The 18106-nt window shown below is 39.2% G+C and carries 13 protein-coding genes and 2 pseudogenes; 4 read left to right on the plus strand and 11 right to left on the minus strand.

What is annotated here, in order from left to right:
• Positions 1-3 precede the first annotated feature (3 nt).
• Both NDQ71_RS22685 and NDQ71_RS22690 read right to left on the minus strand, forming a co-directional pair.
• A complete protein-coding gene (locus NDQ71_RS22685) occupies positions 4-4062 on the minus strand; it encodes a DEAD/DEAH box helicase (RefSeq protein WP_301562800.1) in 4059 nt (1352 codons plus the stop codon).
• 114 nt (positions 4063-4176) lie between these two features.
• Positions 4177-4542, minus strand: a complete 366-nt coding sequence (locus NDQ71_RS22690) for a hypothetical protein (protein WP_301562801.1) — start codon at positions 4540-4542, stop codon at positions 4177-4179.
• Between the two features lie 108 nt (positions 4543-4650).
• On the opposite strand from NDQ71_RS22690, the gene NDQ71_RS22695 reads away from it, so the two are divergent.
• Positions 4651-5868, plus strand: a complete 1218-nt coding sequence (locus NDQ71_RS22695) for an IS4 family transposase (RefSeq protein ID WP_301563103.1) — start codon at positions 4651-4653, stop codon at positions 5866-5868.
• A gap of 3 nt (positions 5869-5871) precedes the next feature.
• On the opposite strand, the gene NDQ71_RS22700 is transcribed toward NDQ71_RS22695, so the two are convergent.
• A complete protein-coding gene (locus tag NDQ71_RS22700) occupies positions 5872-6084 on the minus strand; it encodes a hypothetical protein (protein WP_301562802.1) in 213 nt (70 codons plus the stop codon).
• A 131-nt stretch (positions 6085-6215) separates the two neighbouring features.
• Between NDQ71_RS22700 and arfB the strand changes: the two genes are divergently transcribed.
• Positions 6216-6629: an alternative ribosome rescue aminoacyl-tRNA hydrolase ArfB gene (arfB, locus tag NDQ71_RS22705; RefSeq protein WP_301562803.1), complete on the plus strand. Its 414-nt coding sequence runs from the start codon at positions 6216-6218 to the stop codon at positions 6627-6629.
• 31 nt (positions 6630-6660) lie between these two features.
• Here the strand turns inward: arfB and hemH (NDQ71_RS22710) are convergent.
• The 3 genes and pseudogenes from hemH (NDQ71_RS22710) to NDQ71_RS22720 all read right to left on the minus strand — a co-directional run.
• Positions 6661-7155: pseudogene (gene hemH, locus NDQ71_RS22710) on the minus strand (ferrochelatase); the annotation flags it as partial.
• Positions 7156-7158: 3 nt separating this feature from the next.
• Complete coding sequence (locus NDQ71_RS22715) at positions 7159-8223, minus strand: hypothetical protein (RefSeq protein WP_192542625.1); 1065 nt, start codon at positions 8221-8223, stop codon at positions 7159-7161.
• Between the two features lie 353 nt (positions 8224-8576).
• Positions 8577-9176, minus strand: a complete 600-nt coding sequence (locus tag NDQ71_RS22720) for a hypothetical protein (RefSeq protein WP_192542626.1) — start codon at positions 9174-9176, stop codon at positions 8577-8579.
• A 195-nt stretch (positions 9177-9371) separates the two neighbouring features.
• Between NDQ71_RS22720 and NDQ71_RS22725 the strand changes: the two genes are divergently transcribed.
• The gene (locus NDQ71_RS22725; RefSeq protein ID WP_192542627.1) at positions 9372-10481 is read left to right on the plus strand and encodes a Fic family protein; all 1110 of its coding nucleotides are present in this window, start codon (positions 9372-9374) and stop codon (positions 10479-10481) included.
• Positions 10482-11087: 606 nt separating this feature from the next.
• On the opposite strand, the gene hemH (NDQ71_RS22730) is transcribed toward NDQ71_RS22725, so the two are convergent.
• Together hemH (NDQ71_RS22730) and NDQ71_RS22735 are read right to left on the minus strand one after the other, a co-directional pair.
• Complete coding sequence (hemH, locus tag NDQ71_RS22730) at positions 11088-12107, minus strand: ferrochelatase (RefSeq protein WP_301562804.1); 1020 nt, start codon at positions 12105-12107, stop codon at positions 11088-11090.
• Between the two features lie 116 nt (positions 12108-12223).
• Positions 12224-13360 carry an ISAs1 family transposase gene (locus NDQ71_RS22735; RefSeq protein WP_024602346.1) on the minus strand — a complete coding sequence of 379 codons (1137 nt, stop codon included), beginning with the start codon at positions 13358-13360 and terminating at the stop codon, positions 12224-12226.
• A gap of 82 nt (positions 13361-13442) precedes the next feature.
• Between NDQ71_RS22735 and NDQ71_RS22740 the strand changes: the two are divergent.
• Positions 13443-14243 (plus strand): annotated as a pseudogene (locus NDQ71_RS22740) (amino acid permease); the annotation flags it as partial.
• Positions 14244-14278: 35 nt separating this feature from the next.
• Here the strand turns inward: NDQ71_RS22740 and NDQ71_RS22745 are convergent.
• The 3 genes from NDQ71_RS22745 to NDQ71_RS22755 all read right to left on the minus strand — a co-directional run bounded on the left by NDQ71_RS22745 (position 14279) and on the right by NDQ71_RS22755 (position 17996).
• The gene (locus tag NDQ71_RS22745) at positions 14279-15784 is read right to left on the minus strand and encodes a DUF2235 domain-containing protein (RefSeq protein WP_192543091.1); all 1506 of its coding nucleotides are present in this window, start codon (positions 15782-15784) and stop codon (positions 14279-14281) included.
• Positions 15785-15986: 202 nt separating this feature from the next.
• Positions 15987-16322 (minus strand): hypothetical protein, encoded by a 336-nt coding sequence (locus tag NDQ71_RS22750; protein WP_192543090.1) that lies wholly within the window; start codon positions 16320-16322, stop codon positions 15987-15989.
• A gap of 36 nt (positions 16323-16358) precedes the next feature.
• A complete protein-coding gene (locus tag NDQ71_RS22755) occupies positions 16359-17996 on the minus strand; it encodes a cupric reductase (RefSeq protein ID WP_301562805.1) in 1638 nt (545 codons plus the stop codon).
• Positions 17997-18106 lie beyond the last annotated feature (110 nt).

The following is an 18106-nucleotide window of genomic DNA, read 5'->3' on the forward strand; positions in this document are numbered from 1 at the left end:
GCATTACCAATCATTGTTATTTAACAAGGCCAATAATTGGTCTTTAGACATTTGCCCCGCATCACCACTGCCCGCTAATACTTTATCTGCTAATGCTTGTTTATGTTCATGCAATTGTAGAATTTTTTCTTCAATGGTGTTTTGTGCAATTAGCCTGTACACAGTGACGGGGCGCGTTTGCCCGAGACGATGTGCTCTATCAGATGCTTGTTGTTCAACCGCTGGGTTCCACCATGGATCTAAATGCACGACATAATCGGCTGCGGTTAAATTAAGCCCAGTCCCACCGGCTTTTAGACTGATCAAAAACAGCGGCGCGTTGCCTGCTTGAAATTTATCAACCTGTTGTTTGCGTTTGTTGCTGCTCATACTGCCATCCAGATAACAGTAATTGATACCGCGTTTTTGCAAACGTTGCTCAAGCAGTTTTAATACATCAACAAATTGGCTGAAGATCAGCGCTTGGTGGTTGTTCTCTAGTAATTCTTCAATAATGGCTTCGGCGGTGTCGAGTTTACTGGATGGTAACTTACTATTTTCCAGTAACAACTGCGGAGCAATACAGGCGCGGCGTAATTTAGTTAATGAAGCTAAGATAGTGATGTATTGACTGTCATCCTGTGACGCTTGCTCAAGCGCATTTAAGCGAGTTGCTTCGTAGAGTGCTTGCTCTTTATCACTGAGCGCAAAGGTTAAGTTTATTTCGGTTTTTTCTGGTAATTCAGTTAACACAGTTTGCTTAGTACGACGCAGGATAAACGGTGCAATTAAGGTTTTTAGGGTGTCGGCTTGCTGCTGATTTTTATCGGCATTGCCAAAGCGCTTTTTAAATACCGGCAGGGTGTGTAAAAAACCCGGCATTAAAAAGTTAAATAAACTCCACAGTTCACCTAAGTGATTTTCAATCGGCGTGCCCGACAGTGCTATTTTAAATTGCCCATTGAGTGCAAACGCGGCTTTTGCCCGTAAGCTCAAAGGATTTTTAATTGCTTGTGCTTCGTCAAAGACAATATTGGCAAAACTAAATTGACAGAGCTGCTCGCCAATCAGCGGCAGTAAACCATAACTGACAATCACTAAATCGTGTTTGCCCGCATTGGCGAGTACTTCAGCGCATGTCGCAGCGTTTTCAATAATTTTTACGTTCAAACTAGCTGCAAATCGCTCGGTTTCGACTCGCCAGTTATGACACACTGATTTTGGTGCCACCACTAAACTGGCGCCTAAATTACTGCGCATTTGTAGGACAGTTAAAGTTTGCAGCGTTTTGCCCAGTCCCATGTCATCGGCTAAGCAGGCATTGAGCCCCCAGTTAGCCAATTGCATGAACCAGTTCACGCCTACTATTTGGTAATCACGCAGCACATTGATTAAATGTGCAGGTAAAGTTGGCTCGACTGTTTGGTTAAACTTAGCTAAACGAGTTTGCCAGCTTTCACCAAATGTGACATCACCTAAGTCGGCAATCGTTTTGTGCAATGGCAGGGCGCGCGCATTGGCAATCCTTAGCTCATCAGTAGGGTTGTGTTTATCAAGGTTTTGCATACCTTCTAAACGATTTAACAAGTTAGTTAAACGCTGATCCAATAACAACGAATTACCTTCTGAAAACTCTAGAATGCTACCGCGTCGAGGTGCTTTGAGTAGCGTTTGTAATTCGTATACTTGGCCGCTGGGTAGTGAGATATTGCCACTGACACTTAACCAGTCATTATCGTCATTGAGGTTCAGTGACAGGTGCTTGCTCTTCGCCACTTGCATGCCTTGGCTGCTTTCATCCCAGCTTAGTACCAAGGACTGTTGTTGCTGTGCTGTTTCGAGTAGCTCTATAGCTTGGCTGATATCTTCTGGTAAGTAAAATTGTTGCAGTGACTTGTTATAGTGCGGCGCTTGTTTATCTGCAAATACACCCGCCATACCTGTTAGTAGTTTCTGTAGGGCTTTCTGTTCTGCTTTTAAATCGCGCTTGATTACAATGCTGTCGGTTTGTTCATCTATACTGTGCGCTAAGGTTAACGCACCAATACCGGGCTCAAGCCAAGGGCCGTCAACGCCAATAGGCATGCTGTAAAAGTTAACATTAATGCCTAATTGAGTCAGCGCAATCACTGCGGCAATGTCGCAGAGCCCTTGGCGTACGTTATTAACCTCGGCAAACTCGCTACGTTGGCTACTAATATGGTGCTCGTTGGCCAGTACTTGTAATGCGGCGTTGAGTTGTGGCAATCGTTCTTCGGTAAGGTTATTGGGTTGCTGTTCAAGTAATTGCAGTAGCTTGAGCTGTTTATCATCAATAGTGAACACTTGATAACAATGAGCATGGCTGTGTAAAAGTAAAAAATCACAATCAATATCGCTAATACTCGGTTGCATCACTAAGCGGTAGCAATCATTTATGTCTTGTGCAATTTCAATAACAAACTCGCCTTTAATTAGGCTAATTGGCTGGGCGTTGTGATCTTCCAGCCCTTTAAATCCGATTAGAGCTTGTAACACTGCACCAGTTGCATGGATTTCATTGTAACCAAACCCTGCATGACTGTTGAGCACCTGAATGAATAGACGATCGGCACTGGTTAGGGCGTCTTCATATTGGCTGTAACTCAGTTCATGGGCGTTAATTTTACGGCCTTTGGTCCATTCGCCCTTGGCGTTGAGTTGCTGCACTTTGGCTTGAATAATCGGTAAATCTAGATGAGTGACATCGAGTTGCCAAATTACTCTTTGCGTTGCCGTGGCGGTGTCTATTTGGCTAATTTCATTAAGCCAACGTTGCCAGTGTGGCACGCGGGTAAAGTGCTGTAGTAAACCAGTGCTGGGTAATGGTATGTCATCGCTAAGCCAATTAACGAGGTGCGAACATTGCTCTGCTAACCAATGTTGCTGTTGGCTAGCGGCTGTTTTAAGTTGAGTTAATAACTCAGTATCACCTCTTAGGTGATTTACTTGTTCATCGGTGGCGTTTTTAATGATTGCCAGCAATAAGCAAAATAGCGGCGCCAATGCATTTGGGTTATTTATATAACGATATAAATCGTTATATAAACGATGCTTCTCACAGCTTGCTAAGTCATCTTCGAGTAGGTGAACAATCGCTTGGTTGGCATGGCTGAACTCGCCGAAATTTTTCTTATACCATTTTTGACAGGTATTAAGCTGCTTTACATCGGCAGGTCTGCCGCTGATAAATAAACATACTGTATAGAGTAATCCACTCAGTTCGCCTGGGTAAATTCCTTTGCCAAATTGTTTTCTGTACGCGGTTAACGCGCTTTTATATTGTATGAGTGCGACATCAATAGACTCACCTTTTATGGTGTTGGTATTTGCCTCAAAAAAGGTGGCTAAAACAGCATCGCGTTTGTCATCAAGCAACTGTGCGTAGTTGTTATTTTGCAGTAAAACGGCTAAGTTTTCATTGAGGTAAATGCGTGTATGTCTTGTAAGTGCTGGGTTTGCTTGGTTGATTAGTGTCGGCCAGGCTGGAGTGGCAGTAAGATTAAAAAACTGCCCGCGAATAAAGTTTTCTAAACACAGTTGTTGCCACTGCTGGGGTAAACAGTGCCACACTTGGCTGCTATACTGTGACTGTGCGAGTGAGTTAATATAATTAAAATCAATCGCTTGTGATAAGTCCTTGAGTAATTGTGGTTTACCATTTTGGGTACGGCTAATGTGATCAAATAAGCATTGTAAAAAAGCAACATTGTTATCGTAATAAAAACAACTTTTTACTGCCTCTGTCGCAAAGGCATTCAGCAAGTTAGGGTGTTTAGTGACATTAACGATTATAAAAGCGATGGCATTGATTGAAATACGAAAGCGATCCCCAAACGGGTATTGCCAAATGAAATCTTGTGCTTCAAGTTGTTTGGTGAACTTGGCGACTTCTGTTTTAGAAAATGAATAGCCTGTTTTAATGTTGTTATAAAGGCGTTTAGTCACTTGCTGGATCGAATTATCATAGCCGCTCGAGGCACCGCTAATTACAATTGCAAGTAATACACACAGTTGTTTTTGTTGTTCGTCAGTTGTGGCGGGTGGCAAAGTGTTAAATGACATAAAATCAATAATTAAAGCCGCTAATAATTGCAGTCAGTATAAATTTCAGTAGTGTTAGTTACAACCAATAAAAAAAGCGACCAAAAGGTCGCTTAATAAGTGTTTACAAAAAACTTATTGCACCATTGCAAAGAGTTTTTGCAGTTGCGGCATATATTCTTTCACGAGGTTTACATTGTTTTCGCTAACAACCGGCGTATCTGCACTGGCAGCATTCGCAGAGTTAGCAACTGAACCTAACATTGAGCTAGCACTGTTGTTTTGCGAGCCACCCATACTTTGTAAACCACCCATTAGTTGATTTACTTTTTCTTTATTCTCTGGCGATAAATTGCCCTTAAGGTTTTCAAGGTAAGCCATTGATACTTCAGAACCTACAGAAATAAGTTGCTCAGGTGTAAAACCATATTGATTAGTTAATGCGGCAAATTCTTTGTATAAATCGTTATCTTTGATCATACCAAGTGCACCTAAAGCCATTGCACTAGTACCCTAAAGTATCCCCAAAATTAGCCTTTATATATCAATGAACTAATAGTGTTAAAAAATATGGGTAGTGAGGGAACATTCATGGTGTTTTGTGATCTTATGAATCGCTTAAAAACAACAGAACTAAACACCATGAATGCGTCTACTATTTTGCACAATATGCTCCGCGCTGTCACCCCTAACTCTATTCATAAAGCCAGATTTAATACTCTAGTCGCTGCCGTTAAATCTCTTTTGCACTGTCAGCAATGCACCTTGACATCTATTGGTCGCAATTTGGATTCAAAAACAACTGAAAAACATGATATTAAACGTATTGATCGACTACTCAATAACCACGAGCTTTTGCGTGAGTCGACATCGGTTTATGTTCGCTTAAGCCGTTTTGTGGTCACTGAAAAGCATCCCGTCATTTTGGTTGATTGGAGTCATGCAGATACACAAACCAAATACTGTATTCTGCGTGCCAGCATTGCCAGTGAAGGTCGTTCTTTGACCCTGTATCAGGAAAGTGCATTCAGTTTTCAGTATCATTGCCCAAAAGTTCAAAAACGGTTCTTAAAGATGCTCAAACTGATTTTGCCGGGTGACTGCCGGCCCGTAATTGTGACGGATGCGGGCTTTAAAGTTCCTTGGCTCAAAGCCGTGCGAAACAATGGCTGGCATTATATTAGCCGTGTTCGAGGTACGGCACATTTGAAAACGCAGGGCAGCGATGAGTTTGTTCCATGCCAGTCACTATTCAAGAGCAATCAACGTAAGAGCCAGTATCTTGGCGCGACCGAGTTGACCAAAAGTGCAAAATATCAAACTCATGCAGTGCTGGTTGGCAAGGGACATAAGTTATTAAAAAGAGATAAAAAACGTGGTTATAAGGAGCCTTGGCTACTCGTTTCTTCTCTTCCAAAGAGGCACCACTTTCTCGAAAAAGTACTCAAATTATATGGTATGAGAATGCAGATAGAAGCAGGATTTCGAGATCAAAAAAGTGTTAGGTTCGGCTTAGGCTCAGATCTGCACAGGACAAACAAACTCTATCGATTAGACATACTGTTGCTGCTTGCCACACTGGCTCATTGGTTCTCAATGATGCTGGGGGCAGTGATAGACAAAGCAGGAAAGACAGGCGCTTTTCAAGCTAATTCAACCAAAAAAAGACGAGTAGTGTCATGGGCATTTGTTGGGCTGCGATACTTCAAAAAACAGTCCATTAAACTGCGACGGCGAGATTATTTGGCAGGACTAGGCTATTTCGTACAGGTGGTAGTGCAACTCGATTGGAAAAATATGGATGTGAGTGATGTAATTGAAACTTAATGATTATTTCTGGGGATCCCTTAGACTAGTACCGCCTTCTGAGCCCCCTAGCATGCTACCTAAGTCCATACTTTTTAATGCATCTTGATTTTGCGACCAGTCAACTACTGCTGGCAGTGCTTTCATGTAGCCTTGCAGCTCACTTTCAGTAATGTCTGCAGCTAGGCTTGAAAAGCTCATTGCTAATAAGCTGATTGATAATAATAATTTTTTCATAGTTAGATCCTTTGTTATTTCCTATTGCGCATTAAAAACTAAATATAGCTTTACCGCTATTAATATTAGTTGATTTTGGTCTCTATGCAGCAAATGCTATAATGCATTTTTGCCAAATGTAACTGAACCTAATGTTAACTATTTCAAACGCTGTAACAATTGATGAGTGGGAAGTTGAACTAACTGCTATTCGTGCACAAGGGGCTGGTGGGCAAAACGTTAATAAAGTAGCCAGTGCAATACACCTGCGCTTTGATATTAATCGCTCAAAACTCCCAGAATTTTATAAAGAACGTTTACTCGCACTTAATGATAGTCGTATTACTAAAGACGGGGTGATTGTGCTTAAAGCGCAAAGTCATCGTACTCAAGAATTAAATAGAGAAGATGCGCTGGCGCGTTTAAAAGAGCTGATTGTGTCTGCCACTAAAGTGCAAAGAGCACGCCGCGCGACTAAGCCCAGTCGTAGTTCGCAGCGTAAACGCATGGATAAAAAAACCAAGCACGGCAATACCAAAGCATTGCGCGGTAATATTAAATTTTGAGTAGGCACTAAAATGCGCCTACTCAGGGGTTTTAAAGCATTGGTTTAAGCACATCGATTAGTGCGTTAATATGATCGTCGCGGTCATTAAGCGCTGCAATATAACGGTATTTTTCGCCGCCGGCATGTTCAAAAATTTCACGGTTTTCACTTTCTAATTCTTCAAGTGTTTCAAGGCAATCGGCGCTAAATGCAGGGCTGATAATAGCCACATCTTTAATACCTTCACCAGGCAAGCTCTCAAGGGTTGCATCTGTGTAGGGTTTTAACCACTCGGCTTTACCAAAGCGGCTTTGAAAGGTACTGACAACTAAGTCTTTATCAAGGCCAAGTTTTTCGACCACTAAACGGGTGGTTTGCAGGCATAAGCAATAATATGGGTCGCCACGTTCTAAAAACAGTTTCGGCATACCATGATATGAAAACACTAATTTTTGTGGCATCCCATTAGTTTGTAAGTCTTCACTAATGCTATTGGCTAAAGATTCTATGTATGTGGTGTTTTTATGGTAGCCATTTATAAAATACTGCTACCTTTGAAAGCGTTTAAGTTCATTATAAAACTCTATTTGATGATTTATACAGCTATTTTTTTTCATTCTATTATTCGTAATTTTCTTTAATATTGGCATCATAGTAATTTCAATATCATACTGACTATATAATTGTGCTAAATCAGTATTAAATGTATGAGTAGCTATTTTTGGAATATCTACTTCAGATATAGGATCTAAGTAATTTTTTGCCCTTTCCTTATCAATAGTATATTTAAGTTTAGATAATTCAGCAGCAATTATATCGACATCGTCATTATCTAAAATATTTGAAGGATGAAATTCACCTTGAAAAAATGGTAACTCTTTAGTAAGTCTTAGATAATTCGCTAGAGCGGAAGTATCGAGTCTTTCTAAGCCATATGAAACATAGACTAATGCATCTATAAGGCGTTTTTTTACTTCACCTGTTACCTTCTTATTATATTTTAAATTATGTTCAGCAGTGACAAGCTCTTCAATAACTAAAGTTTGTAGACTTAGTGCAGTAGCATCCATGACGATTAATTTTTTAGCGATTTCTTTACTCTTTACAGAGTCAAAGTCATTATATTTTTGTAATATCATAGTCATAGCTAAAACGTCATTGTTATCAGCTAGGGTTAGCAATTCTTTTGAGTCCATTTCTTGATAAGCTTCTATATAGCTATTATTCAAAGGATAGTTGTCTCTTTGAATACTATTGTCATAGCTAAGAGCGAGTCCTTGCTTTAAATACCATGCTTGACTATCAATTTTAGCTAATTTTTTATCCTTTTCGCTCAAATCCTCAAGGGGAATACACCAATTATCTTCGTAAGAGAGTTTGGTCGATTTTATTTGAATTATTGCTTGGGAAGATTTTTCAATTTTAGGTACTTTCGCCTCGGTTTTTATTGTAGAGGTGTTTACATGATCAAGCTTTTCACTGGGTTTAATTTTCTCAAGATCTCTAATTTTAGCTACTGAATTGTTTTCTAACTGTACCGTATCTGCAGCATAGTATCTGTACAATATGATTGACACAGCTAATGCAAGAAGGGGGAGGGCTTTTTTATACATAATATCCACTTTATGTTTAGGGGCTGTAGATCTTTCGCATTGGTAATCAAATTACCTAACACGCCAGTGCTAGTATGTTCTCAAATTGAGATTTTAACTTATAGTTTAGTGTGGCTATAAAAAAGAAATCTTTCAAAAGCACTTTCAATTAATTATCTTTTTATCAATCTTTTTAGGTCCTATCTTAAAGTAAAGAGGTTTTTAGCTTCGTCTAAAAATCACACGTGAACATTAATAGGAGCATAGCAATTTCGTAATTTTTTGCGAAATAAATTATATATGATTATAGCTTGAGGGCAAAATGTAAAAGCCCCCAATTAATTTATGAACTTATTGTAAATATAAGTTTGTCATTAACATTGGAGTTTCTGGGTCGCCAGAAAGACTTTACATGTGCCAATAGATGCGTCACGAATAGATGCAATTTCGTTTATACAGCGTCCATACGGATCATATGTAAGTCCACCAGATATTTTTCCTACACCAATTCCAATAGAGGATGCAATTAGAGGTTTGCATTCATCTTTTAGACTCATTGAAAAGTCAACTAATTGTTTAGCTTCGCACTTAGAAAAAATTACGTCAGCCTTAAGCTCACACTTACGGCGCTTTTCAGCCTTTTCATTGTTTGATGGATTAGCTTTTGAACCACTACCACCACTACCACCTTGCGTTCTAATAGGTTCATCTTTAACGAATTCACTAGTATCCCTAAATACAGTATCCCTTGGTCTCTTGCCCGTGACGACATAGCACTCTTGAGAAGACGTTGCTTGATCATGACACCATGCAAAGGCCTTATTAAAGCCCCAACCCCAACCTGATTTCAACTCGTTTGATACTAAATCGAAATCATGGTCATCTTCATAATAATTATCTGATGGGGGAGTTATATTTCCCATTACTAATGCAATTGAAATTGCGACTTTTGTAGTTTTTTTAATTATTGACACCTGATTTCCCTATATATTAATTTTAATATTACCAACTAAAGATTAGACTACACAGTCACCTAATTTCAGTCGGCGCATTATACATAGGATTGGTAAGTTGTCAGTATAAAATTACCCATTTTAGTTAAATAAATTTTATTGCTATACCGATATATAGTTATAATAAGGAAATTATAAATATTTGAGATATTTAAAATGAATGTAATTACATGTAGTCAAAATGTAAATGGTAAAAAAGTAGAAATAAAGTGCGTGATACCTTTATCCTTAGTAGATAGAAAAATAAATATTAAGGCGAATTTCCAGCTAAATGATTTTAAGCGATCAAAATATGGTGAGTTCTGTTTAAATACTTTTTTAAATCGATATCTAGCTGGGAATAGAAGTCTGAAAGAGTCACGTTCTTTATCGCGCAAGCGTTTAGCTTTAGTGACGAGCCACATAGGATATTTAGATCCTGAAGCTGTTGATCTAGTAGCGCAAATGAATAATTATGAAAATGCGAAAAAAATATTTAGTTCAACTTCCACAATATCTATTGAAACATTATTAGATGCAAATAAATTAGTTGCATCTGAAAATATAAAGTCAGGTAGTATTCGTGAAATGCAAAACTGGATCGGAGGGGATACTCCGAATAAAGCTCTTCATGTGCCTCCTCCACCAGAGTATCTTGATGAGTTAATTAATGATTGGTTAGCTTTCGTTAACTGTTCTAGTTTGGCAGAAGAGGTAATCGCAATTATAGGGCATAATCAATTGCTAAGTATACATCCTTTTACTGATGGAAACGGTCGTGTGGCAAGATTATTTCTGCATGTTCTATTAGAAAAAAAGTACGGAGATATAATTCACCCTATTTTATATCGGATCCATGAAGAATATGGGGAATATATTAATGCAATTAATTCAACACTGGAAGAAGAAGGTTTGTCTAATAATTTACACGATTTTTGGAACAAAAGCCTGTTGTGGGGTAATAATTTGATGAAAAAGCTTCATGAAATATTAGAAGTTGGGCAAAGTGAAATCTTCAGAATAATTAGTTTGAGACCAATATCTAAAGATGCTCAAATTTTGATCGGTCATTTGTGGTCTCAGCCAATTGTATGTGAATTGGGATTATTCAAACACTTTGGATGGAACTTTTATACATCTCAAAGCGCTATTAAAGAATTAATTAATGCTAATTTATTATTCCCTCGGAAATTACGTCAGCCAGAAAATGCAATAATTTATGATTGCCCTTTGATATTTGATGTTTGGAAAGAACTAGATAATTTAATTTTTTCTTATAAAGAATGAAAATCAACCAATCTTCAAATTTATTAGGTATAATTTAAAATTGAAACCTTAATTTATCCTCGGACTCTCTACAAGTCTAAGAAGTTATCAGGCGTGAGCATACTTTGATTAATTTATAATCCAAAGAATGTTCTCGCCCGATAATCATCACTCCAGACTGTCTTTTTTGATTTTGTTATGTTGACTTGAGAGCCTCGCATTAGTCCTGTTTCAATATGTTCATTACAAAGCGCCTAGATAAAGTGTTCTCATATACTAAAACTTATTTCAGACGCTATACCATGTTGACGGCATGCTGTGATCATTGTTAATCGCGCAAGCTGGCAAATGGATAATGTTGATGAAGGTATTCAAAATGTTTCGGTGATACCGTTGGCCCCTTACTCACCAGAACTTAATCCGGTTGAGTAAGTATGGGCATAGATGCGAAATGAGAGTTATCAAATCGTACTTTTTAAATTATGAATACATTGCCTAGAAAGTTAATGGAGCGTAAGTTTGTTTCTCTAAATATTACTGGTGTTAAGCGTATGTGTTATGGTGTTTAATTAAATGGTGTTGGTTTACATCGCGCTTGATTACGTTCCGACCGCTTAAAGCAGATATTTACAGTATTGGTTTTAACACATCAAATAACGCGTTAATATGATCGTCGCGGTCATTAAGCGCTGCAATATAACGGTATTTTTCGCCGCCGGCATGTTCAAAAATTTCACGGTTTTCACTTTCTAATTCTTCAAGTGTTTCAAGGCAATCGGCGCTAAATGCAGGGCTGATAATAGCCACATCTTTAATACCTTCACCAGGCAAGCTCTCAAGGGTTGCATCTGTGTAGGGTTTTAACCACTCGGCTTTACCAAAGCGGCTTTGAAAGGTACTGACAACTAAGTCTTTATCAAGGCCAAGTTTTTCGACCACTAAACGGGTGGTTTGCAGGCATAAGCAATAATATGGGTCGCCACGTTCTAAAAACAGTTTCGGCATACCATGATATGAAAACACTAATTTTTGTGGCATCCCATTAGTTTGTAAGTCTTCACTAATGCTATTGGCTAAAGATTCTATGTATGTGGTGTTTTTATGATAGCCATTTATAAAGTGTAGCTCTGGTACCCAGCGCCATTTTCGCAGTACTTTTGCTACTGCATCAAAGGTCGAGCCAGTAGTCGGGCTTGAATACTGAGGATACAAGGGGAGCACTACAATACGGGTAAAGCCTTTGTCGCGTAATTCTTCTAAGCCTGCTTCAATAGAGGGGTTACCGTAGCGCATCGCCATCACCACTTCGGTATTTTCATAACCTTGGCTTTTTAACTGAGCGGCGAGTTTGTCTCGTTGTAAGCGGGTAATATGGGTTAATGGCGAGCCATTTTCGGTCCAAATGCTTTGGTACAATTTTGCCGAGCGCTGAGGGCGTACTCGCAAAATAATGCCATGCAAAATGATCATCCAAACTAATCGGGGGATCTCAACGATGCGCGGATCGGATAAAAATTCTCTCAAGTAAATACGTAATGCCTTTGCTGTGGGTGCATCTGGACTCCCTAAGTTGGTCAGTAAAACGCCAGTTTTTTGATGGAAACGCTGATCATGAGGGTTATCAGTAACGGCTGAAAATCGCGACACACACTGCTCCTAAAGAAAAATAACCAGTTATGGAAAATATAATTATTGGCCTATTGTAACGAATCAAAGGCCAAATAGGATCACTGATTTATGATGATTTGATCATGATCCCACGGCTAGCGCATTTTAATCCCAGATTCTAACAGGGTTGAGCGATAATCATCGTCTAGCCCTGCCATTTTCTTTTTTCTCGCCATACTGGCTGTTTTAGTTGTATCTTGTTTAAATAACGCCATGGCTATTTTTCTCATTACGTTAAAAACAAGGGGTCCTTGCTTCTTACGGATTCTTGATTCATCTTCCCTAAAGTTCATATCCAACATCCAATGCATACTTTCAACCTGCCAGTGGCTTCGTACCGCATTAAGTGCTTGCTCCGCACCTAACGCTAACGAACTAATATACCAACGCGTTTCTATCGTGTCTGTACCTGATGATTTATCGTGAACCTCAGCGGTTACTTGAATAACACTCTTTAAGCCAGACCATTGGTAGATTTTATCTAACCAGCTTTTATCAATAAGCAATTGCTGACAAACCCTTGTTTCAATGCGCCCATGCCCTGAGCTTATTTCGGTATGTTTATCATAGTTGCTATTGGTCAATCCTTCGCGCTCACTCTTGTGCCACCAAGCTTCTAATTCACTCTGCATACCTGAATGGTTACCTTTGAGCGCTAGGATATAATCAGCTTTTTGTTTAATTATTTGTTTCGCTATTTCTTGCTGGCAGCCCATAGCATCAAGTGTAATGATGCTATTTTCAATATCTAGCATGGTGAGTAACTCAGGTATGGCTGTGATTTCATTTGTTTTGCTATCAACGGCTGTTTGCCCTAAAACTAACTGGTGTTGGCAGCTCCATGCACTGACGGTATGTAAAGCACTTTTTCTATCTTTGGTTGTAAATGAACGACGTGCAGTTTTTCCATCCATAGCAATAATATCAGCACCCGTGGTTTCAATAAGTGAAGATATCCAAGATTGAAATGCATGCTCTATTTCATCTGATTTTAACCGACAAATGACACGGGCTATGGTGTCGTGTCTTGGAATACCCGCGTTGAAAGCGCCATATCTTTTTAACCAATCAAGTTTTAGATGCCCAAAATCTTCAATATCCTCCCATCCTTGTGCACCGGAGATTACTGCACTAATGGCTAAAAGGAGAATATCGATAAGCTCATGCTTTTTACAGCGTTCAATGCGAGGATCGGTAATTGAATTAAAGTGTTTCAGAAAAGTAGCGCTCATATTTTACGTGACCAAGGTGATTATTATGCCTTGATCTGATCACTACATATTCTATAAGTTCAATTTATAATGATCTTGCCGTGGTTGGTATGGCGTGTGGGCTGCTTTACCATTTGCAATGTGGTTATTTTTGGCGGTTGAAGGTGTACCGCTTGCGGCAGAAGAAGCAAAAGATCCTGGCAAAGATGTACCAAAAGGGATCATCGGTGCCATGCTGTTTTTATTATTTACCGCGTTGTTAGTTGTCGTATTGATCCCCGCAGCGGCTGGCGCCAGTGCAATGGGAGCAAGTGCGGTGCCGTTAGTTGATGCCCTAAATGCAACAGATAATCCAAACTTGGCGACCCTAGTCAATATACTTGGTTTAGCGGGATTAGTGGCATCGTTCTTTTCGATTATTTATGGGTATAGTCGCCTTGTATTTGCACTTTCAAGAGCTGGATATTTTCCAAAAAACTTGTCAGTTACCACAGCACGAAAAGTGCCAGCGCGAGCATTGATTGTACCGGGAGTGTTTGGTTTTATAGCATCGTTAAGTGGCGAAGGTGATTTAATGTTAGCAATGGCTGTGGTGGGAGCAACGGTTTCCTATGCGTTAATGGCGTTAAGCCATATTTTGTTGCGCATCAAACAACCTGAACTCGTCCGCCCTTATAAAACTCCCGGTGGTGTGGTCACCTCATCGGTGGCACTGATTTTATCCTTGGTGGCATTAACAGGCGTGTATGCATTTGACCCTAGGGCGTTTTTATTTACAGTGGTGCTATTTTTGATTGGCGCTATTTATTATTTTGCTTACAGTAACAGGCACTTAGTTGCGCACAGTGCAGATGAAGAGTTTGCGATGCTTGCACAAGCTGAAGCAGATCTTGCAACAAAATGATATGCTTTTAGTAGGCCGTTTATACGGCCTACTAATTACCCAAGTCGAGTTACATTAATTTTTATTCGCCCAGCGTTTGCCCCGTAAAAACGCATTAAATCATTTGCAAATGGTGTGAACTCACCTGAATGGGTCATTTTAAAGTCGCCGCCATCAGCAATTTCAAATGCATCATTATCACTTTGGGCGATAGCACCGATTAAGGCAAACCAGTTGGCATGAGGTAGGCGCCTAAACGGTTCAAGTAAAGCCATCGGGATCTCTTTAACCCCTAGTTGCAGGTTGTCTCGATGCCAGCCTTGCGGTCCGCACTTTACGCCATCGTCATACCAAAGTTGCTCGGGGTAAGGGCTAAACCGATAAGTTGCGCCTTGCTCTAGCATCAGCCCTGTCGCATTGTATTGTTCTGAGGCATAGACCAATACGTCTTGGTTTTGACCAATTTGCAGCACCGACATATTTTGGTTTTGTAGCGCGATATGCGCAGATAAGCCATTAAACTCAAGCGTGCTTTGGTCGGCATATAGCAGTTGGTAAGCAAGATTTTTAATTGACTCTGGGCGATAGCTGGTCAATTTATTAATACGGGTAGCAACACTGTGGTGGATAGTTGGCAGCAATTTACTTTGCTCATCATCGACTAATACTGTGCATTCTCGATCAATTAATTTAAATAAAGGATTAAACCAAAAGTAATTTTGTTGATGACTTAATGCTAATGGATCAGGAGTGATGGTCATATCATCTTGCGCAATTACGCTGTTGTGACCTCCAGGAAATAGCGATGAATAATCAATTGCTTGGCTTGTTAAAAAAGCAAGAGAGAGGGGCTGCTCCAGTAACCATTCCATTGCAAAACGTAAGCAGATATCGGCTAAGCCATCTCGATAATAACCACCGCCAATATCAGAGTGAGCCCCTGCAAACCACACTTCTTGTGCATTGTTTTGGTAGTTGATAAGTGTGGGTTCAAATGCACGGCGTTTTTCATCTAATGCGACACAATGCAAGGCTTGGTCAATATTCGTGGCTAAAGTATGGTTTTCAAAAATAACGTGCTCAGCGCCACGGGTGGCCTTGGTAACCTTGGATAAACCAATGGATGCAACGGTATCAAATACACATAAATAGATACTATTACTTATTAGTGGTTCTAAGCACTTTGCAAAACGCCTCGCAAGTGCCGCGCCGCGACTAAAACCTGTAAGTAATACTGTATCACCTAGCTGGTAGTGTTGCTTAAAATCGTTGATCGCATGCTTTAAAATACTGGCTACGTCATCATCGCGTGGGGCTAAGGTTTGATTAAGTAATCGCTTTAAACGACTTCCCTTAGTGCCAATTCCTTGATAATAAAAGCTAAGTTGAGAGCTAAACACGGTAGTGGGTGCTAAATTTAAGCTACCGCCAAATAGTAAGTGTAGCTTGAGAATATTAGAGATACTGGCGTCTTCTTTAAAATGTGCAGAACTGAACTGCTCAGCATCACGGGGCTCACTGCCGGTACCATCAAAGTTGAAAATCAGCGTTTTAGCCGTCATAGCATCATTCCTTTTAGTTGGTTTCTCCTAATTTACAGGGGAAATATTAAAATTTGAAGACAATATTAAAAGTAATGATTTATTGATGCTGCGAATGCGTCCGTTGACATGGCCCTAATGGTATTTAAATAAATAGTGATTTAACTCAGTATCTTTGGCTGGTTTTAGCGCTGGATTTTCAGTAATGATTTGATTATAAATATCAGGATAAAACGTTCTTAATCGAGCCATGCGTGCAAAATGATTTTTTAATCAACTTTAAAGCCAGTGGCAATAATGTGCTAACTGAAGCGTTTTTATAGCTTTGTTCTAATGCTAAATCGAGTGTATCTACACCAAGCTTTTGCGAGTCTGTAGGAATATTTTTATCAATTAAAAACTTTACTGCATCGCTTGAAATTGAGGCTGCAGTTAAATAAGCATCGTTGCCATAGATATCTGTCAGCGAAAAATCAAAGCCTGCGTTTGCAAGTTGCTGCCATTGCTTAAGCGGTATTCTTTGCAGCACTATTAGCGTTGTAGGTTGTTTAGCTAACACACGATTATTCCAGATTGCAATTAAATCATTAGGGGCTCAGGTTAGTTGCTTGAACAGGTAATCAGTTTCTCCTTGGCTCAAAGGGTTGGCAAGGCTATATTCATATGCTTTTTGGAGTTCTTGGTTAGCTAAAGCCGCGATGAACTGACTATCGTTTTCATTTGCAGGGCCTGTTTCAAGAGAAAATCTTAAGCTATTCCACCAATAGTTAACTAAAACGGGATCAATGTTTTGTAATACATGTTCAAAGTCACTACCGTATTGTTGTTTTATTAATCGCACTTCTTTGTAGCCTTGACGAGTGGTTTTTAGCTCTTTAGCTGCAAGAAGTTCGTTTGTTAACTGTTGGCATTGTTCAGAGTGTTTGTTTAAGGCGGCTTTAGCTTGTTTTACTTCCATTAATGCATTAGCAATCGCAGAGTTATCAGTTTCGGATAATTTGGCCAACATGTTTTGTTTTACAACGGGGAATTGGCTGAAATATTGGTACCCATCAAAATTTGTATTTTGTTGGATATAGATCCCTTGTGTCGTATTAAAAGAGCTGTGTAAGAACAGTCCTTTACCCATGTCGTCATGGTTTTCAAAGCCACCGTGTACTTTGTAACCATTGGCGATTAAATGATCTAACATATCTGTGTGATTTTTATTTAATTCGCCTAAAGTGAGGTTGCCACTTTTTGGTAAGCTTGCAATTGCAATATCTAGAGGCGTTAATAAACCTTGTTGGTTAGTTGGCGTAACAGCTAAATTACTAAGTGCTTTTAAGATGGGTAAATTAAATTTACTTACTGCTAAATCGGCTAAATTAAAAAAGACCGTGTTAGTTAAATGGCTATAAATAGGCATATCGTTGACAGATGAAACCTGATTTAGCAAGGCAAGAATATAGTCATTTTCTATCTCTTGCTCAATCGCCAGAGCAACTTCATTAACAGTGAAATTATTTGTGCTAATTGCCTGTTCAAATTCAGTAAGTGATAACTTTTCGGCATTTAAAGTAAATAAAATTGATGGTGAAATAGCGGGGCTACCCTGCACGTGCAAAGGACTCTCAAAGTAAGTTGTGAAATTGTCGGTATTATCAAGTAGCGCGTAAAGGCTTTCTTTTTTTATATTATCGGCTAATGAAATATTTATACTTAGTCCAGGAGCATTTTTAAGGGTATTCATTTGCTCTACTATCATTGCTATTTTTTCTTTATTAAAGCCTTCAAGTACTTCAAGACCCTGCCACTTAGCTAAAATGGCTGCTGATTGTGCAAAATCATAATTAGTTCTTCGCTCACTAATGATTGCCTTACGTAATAAATCGTCATAAGAGCTATAAAATGTTTGATATAAATCGGAGTAACTTAGGAGTGTTTGAATAGATGTGCCATTTGCTAACTCTGTTTTTAATGCTTTTATGAGTATTTGATGAATCTCATTTACTTGCGCGTCAAAGTTATTTGGGCGTTTTTGGCATTGCTGCACTGCATTTTCAAGCTTGAGTACTTTTTCTATAGGGGATGCGTTATCAGATTGACTTTCATTGATTTGCGGTAGGACTTCGCTTTTTAGGTTCGCGCTATCATCATTACTAGATTGCTCATTTGGAGCACTTGTTTGTGTAATAAACAAATAGGTAGCGCAACAAATTATTGCAACGATTATGAAAATGCCCTTTTTCATTCAATTTAATCCATTGTTTATTATAATACTAATTATAAGTATATTGCGGAAAGTCTAAGTTGTTGTCAATTTTCGATAAATAACTTTAGGTAAGTGAAGCCGCGGCTTCA

Source organism: Pseudoalteromonas sp. KG3, from assembly GCF_030436385.1.
In the GTDB taxonomy this organism is placed as follows: Bacteria; Pseudomonadota; Gammaproteobacteria; order Enterobacterales; family Alteromonadaceae; genus Pseudoalteromonas; species Pseudoalteromonas prydzensis.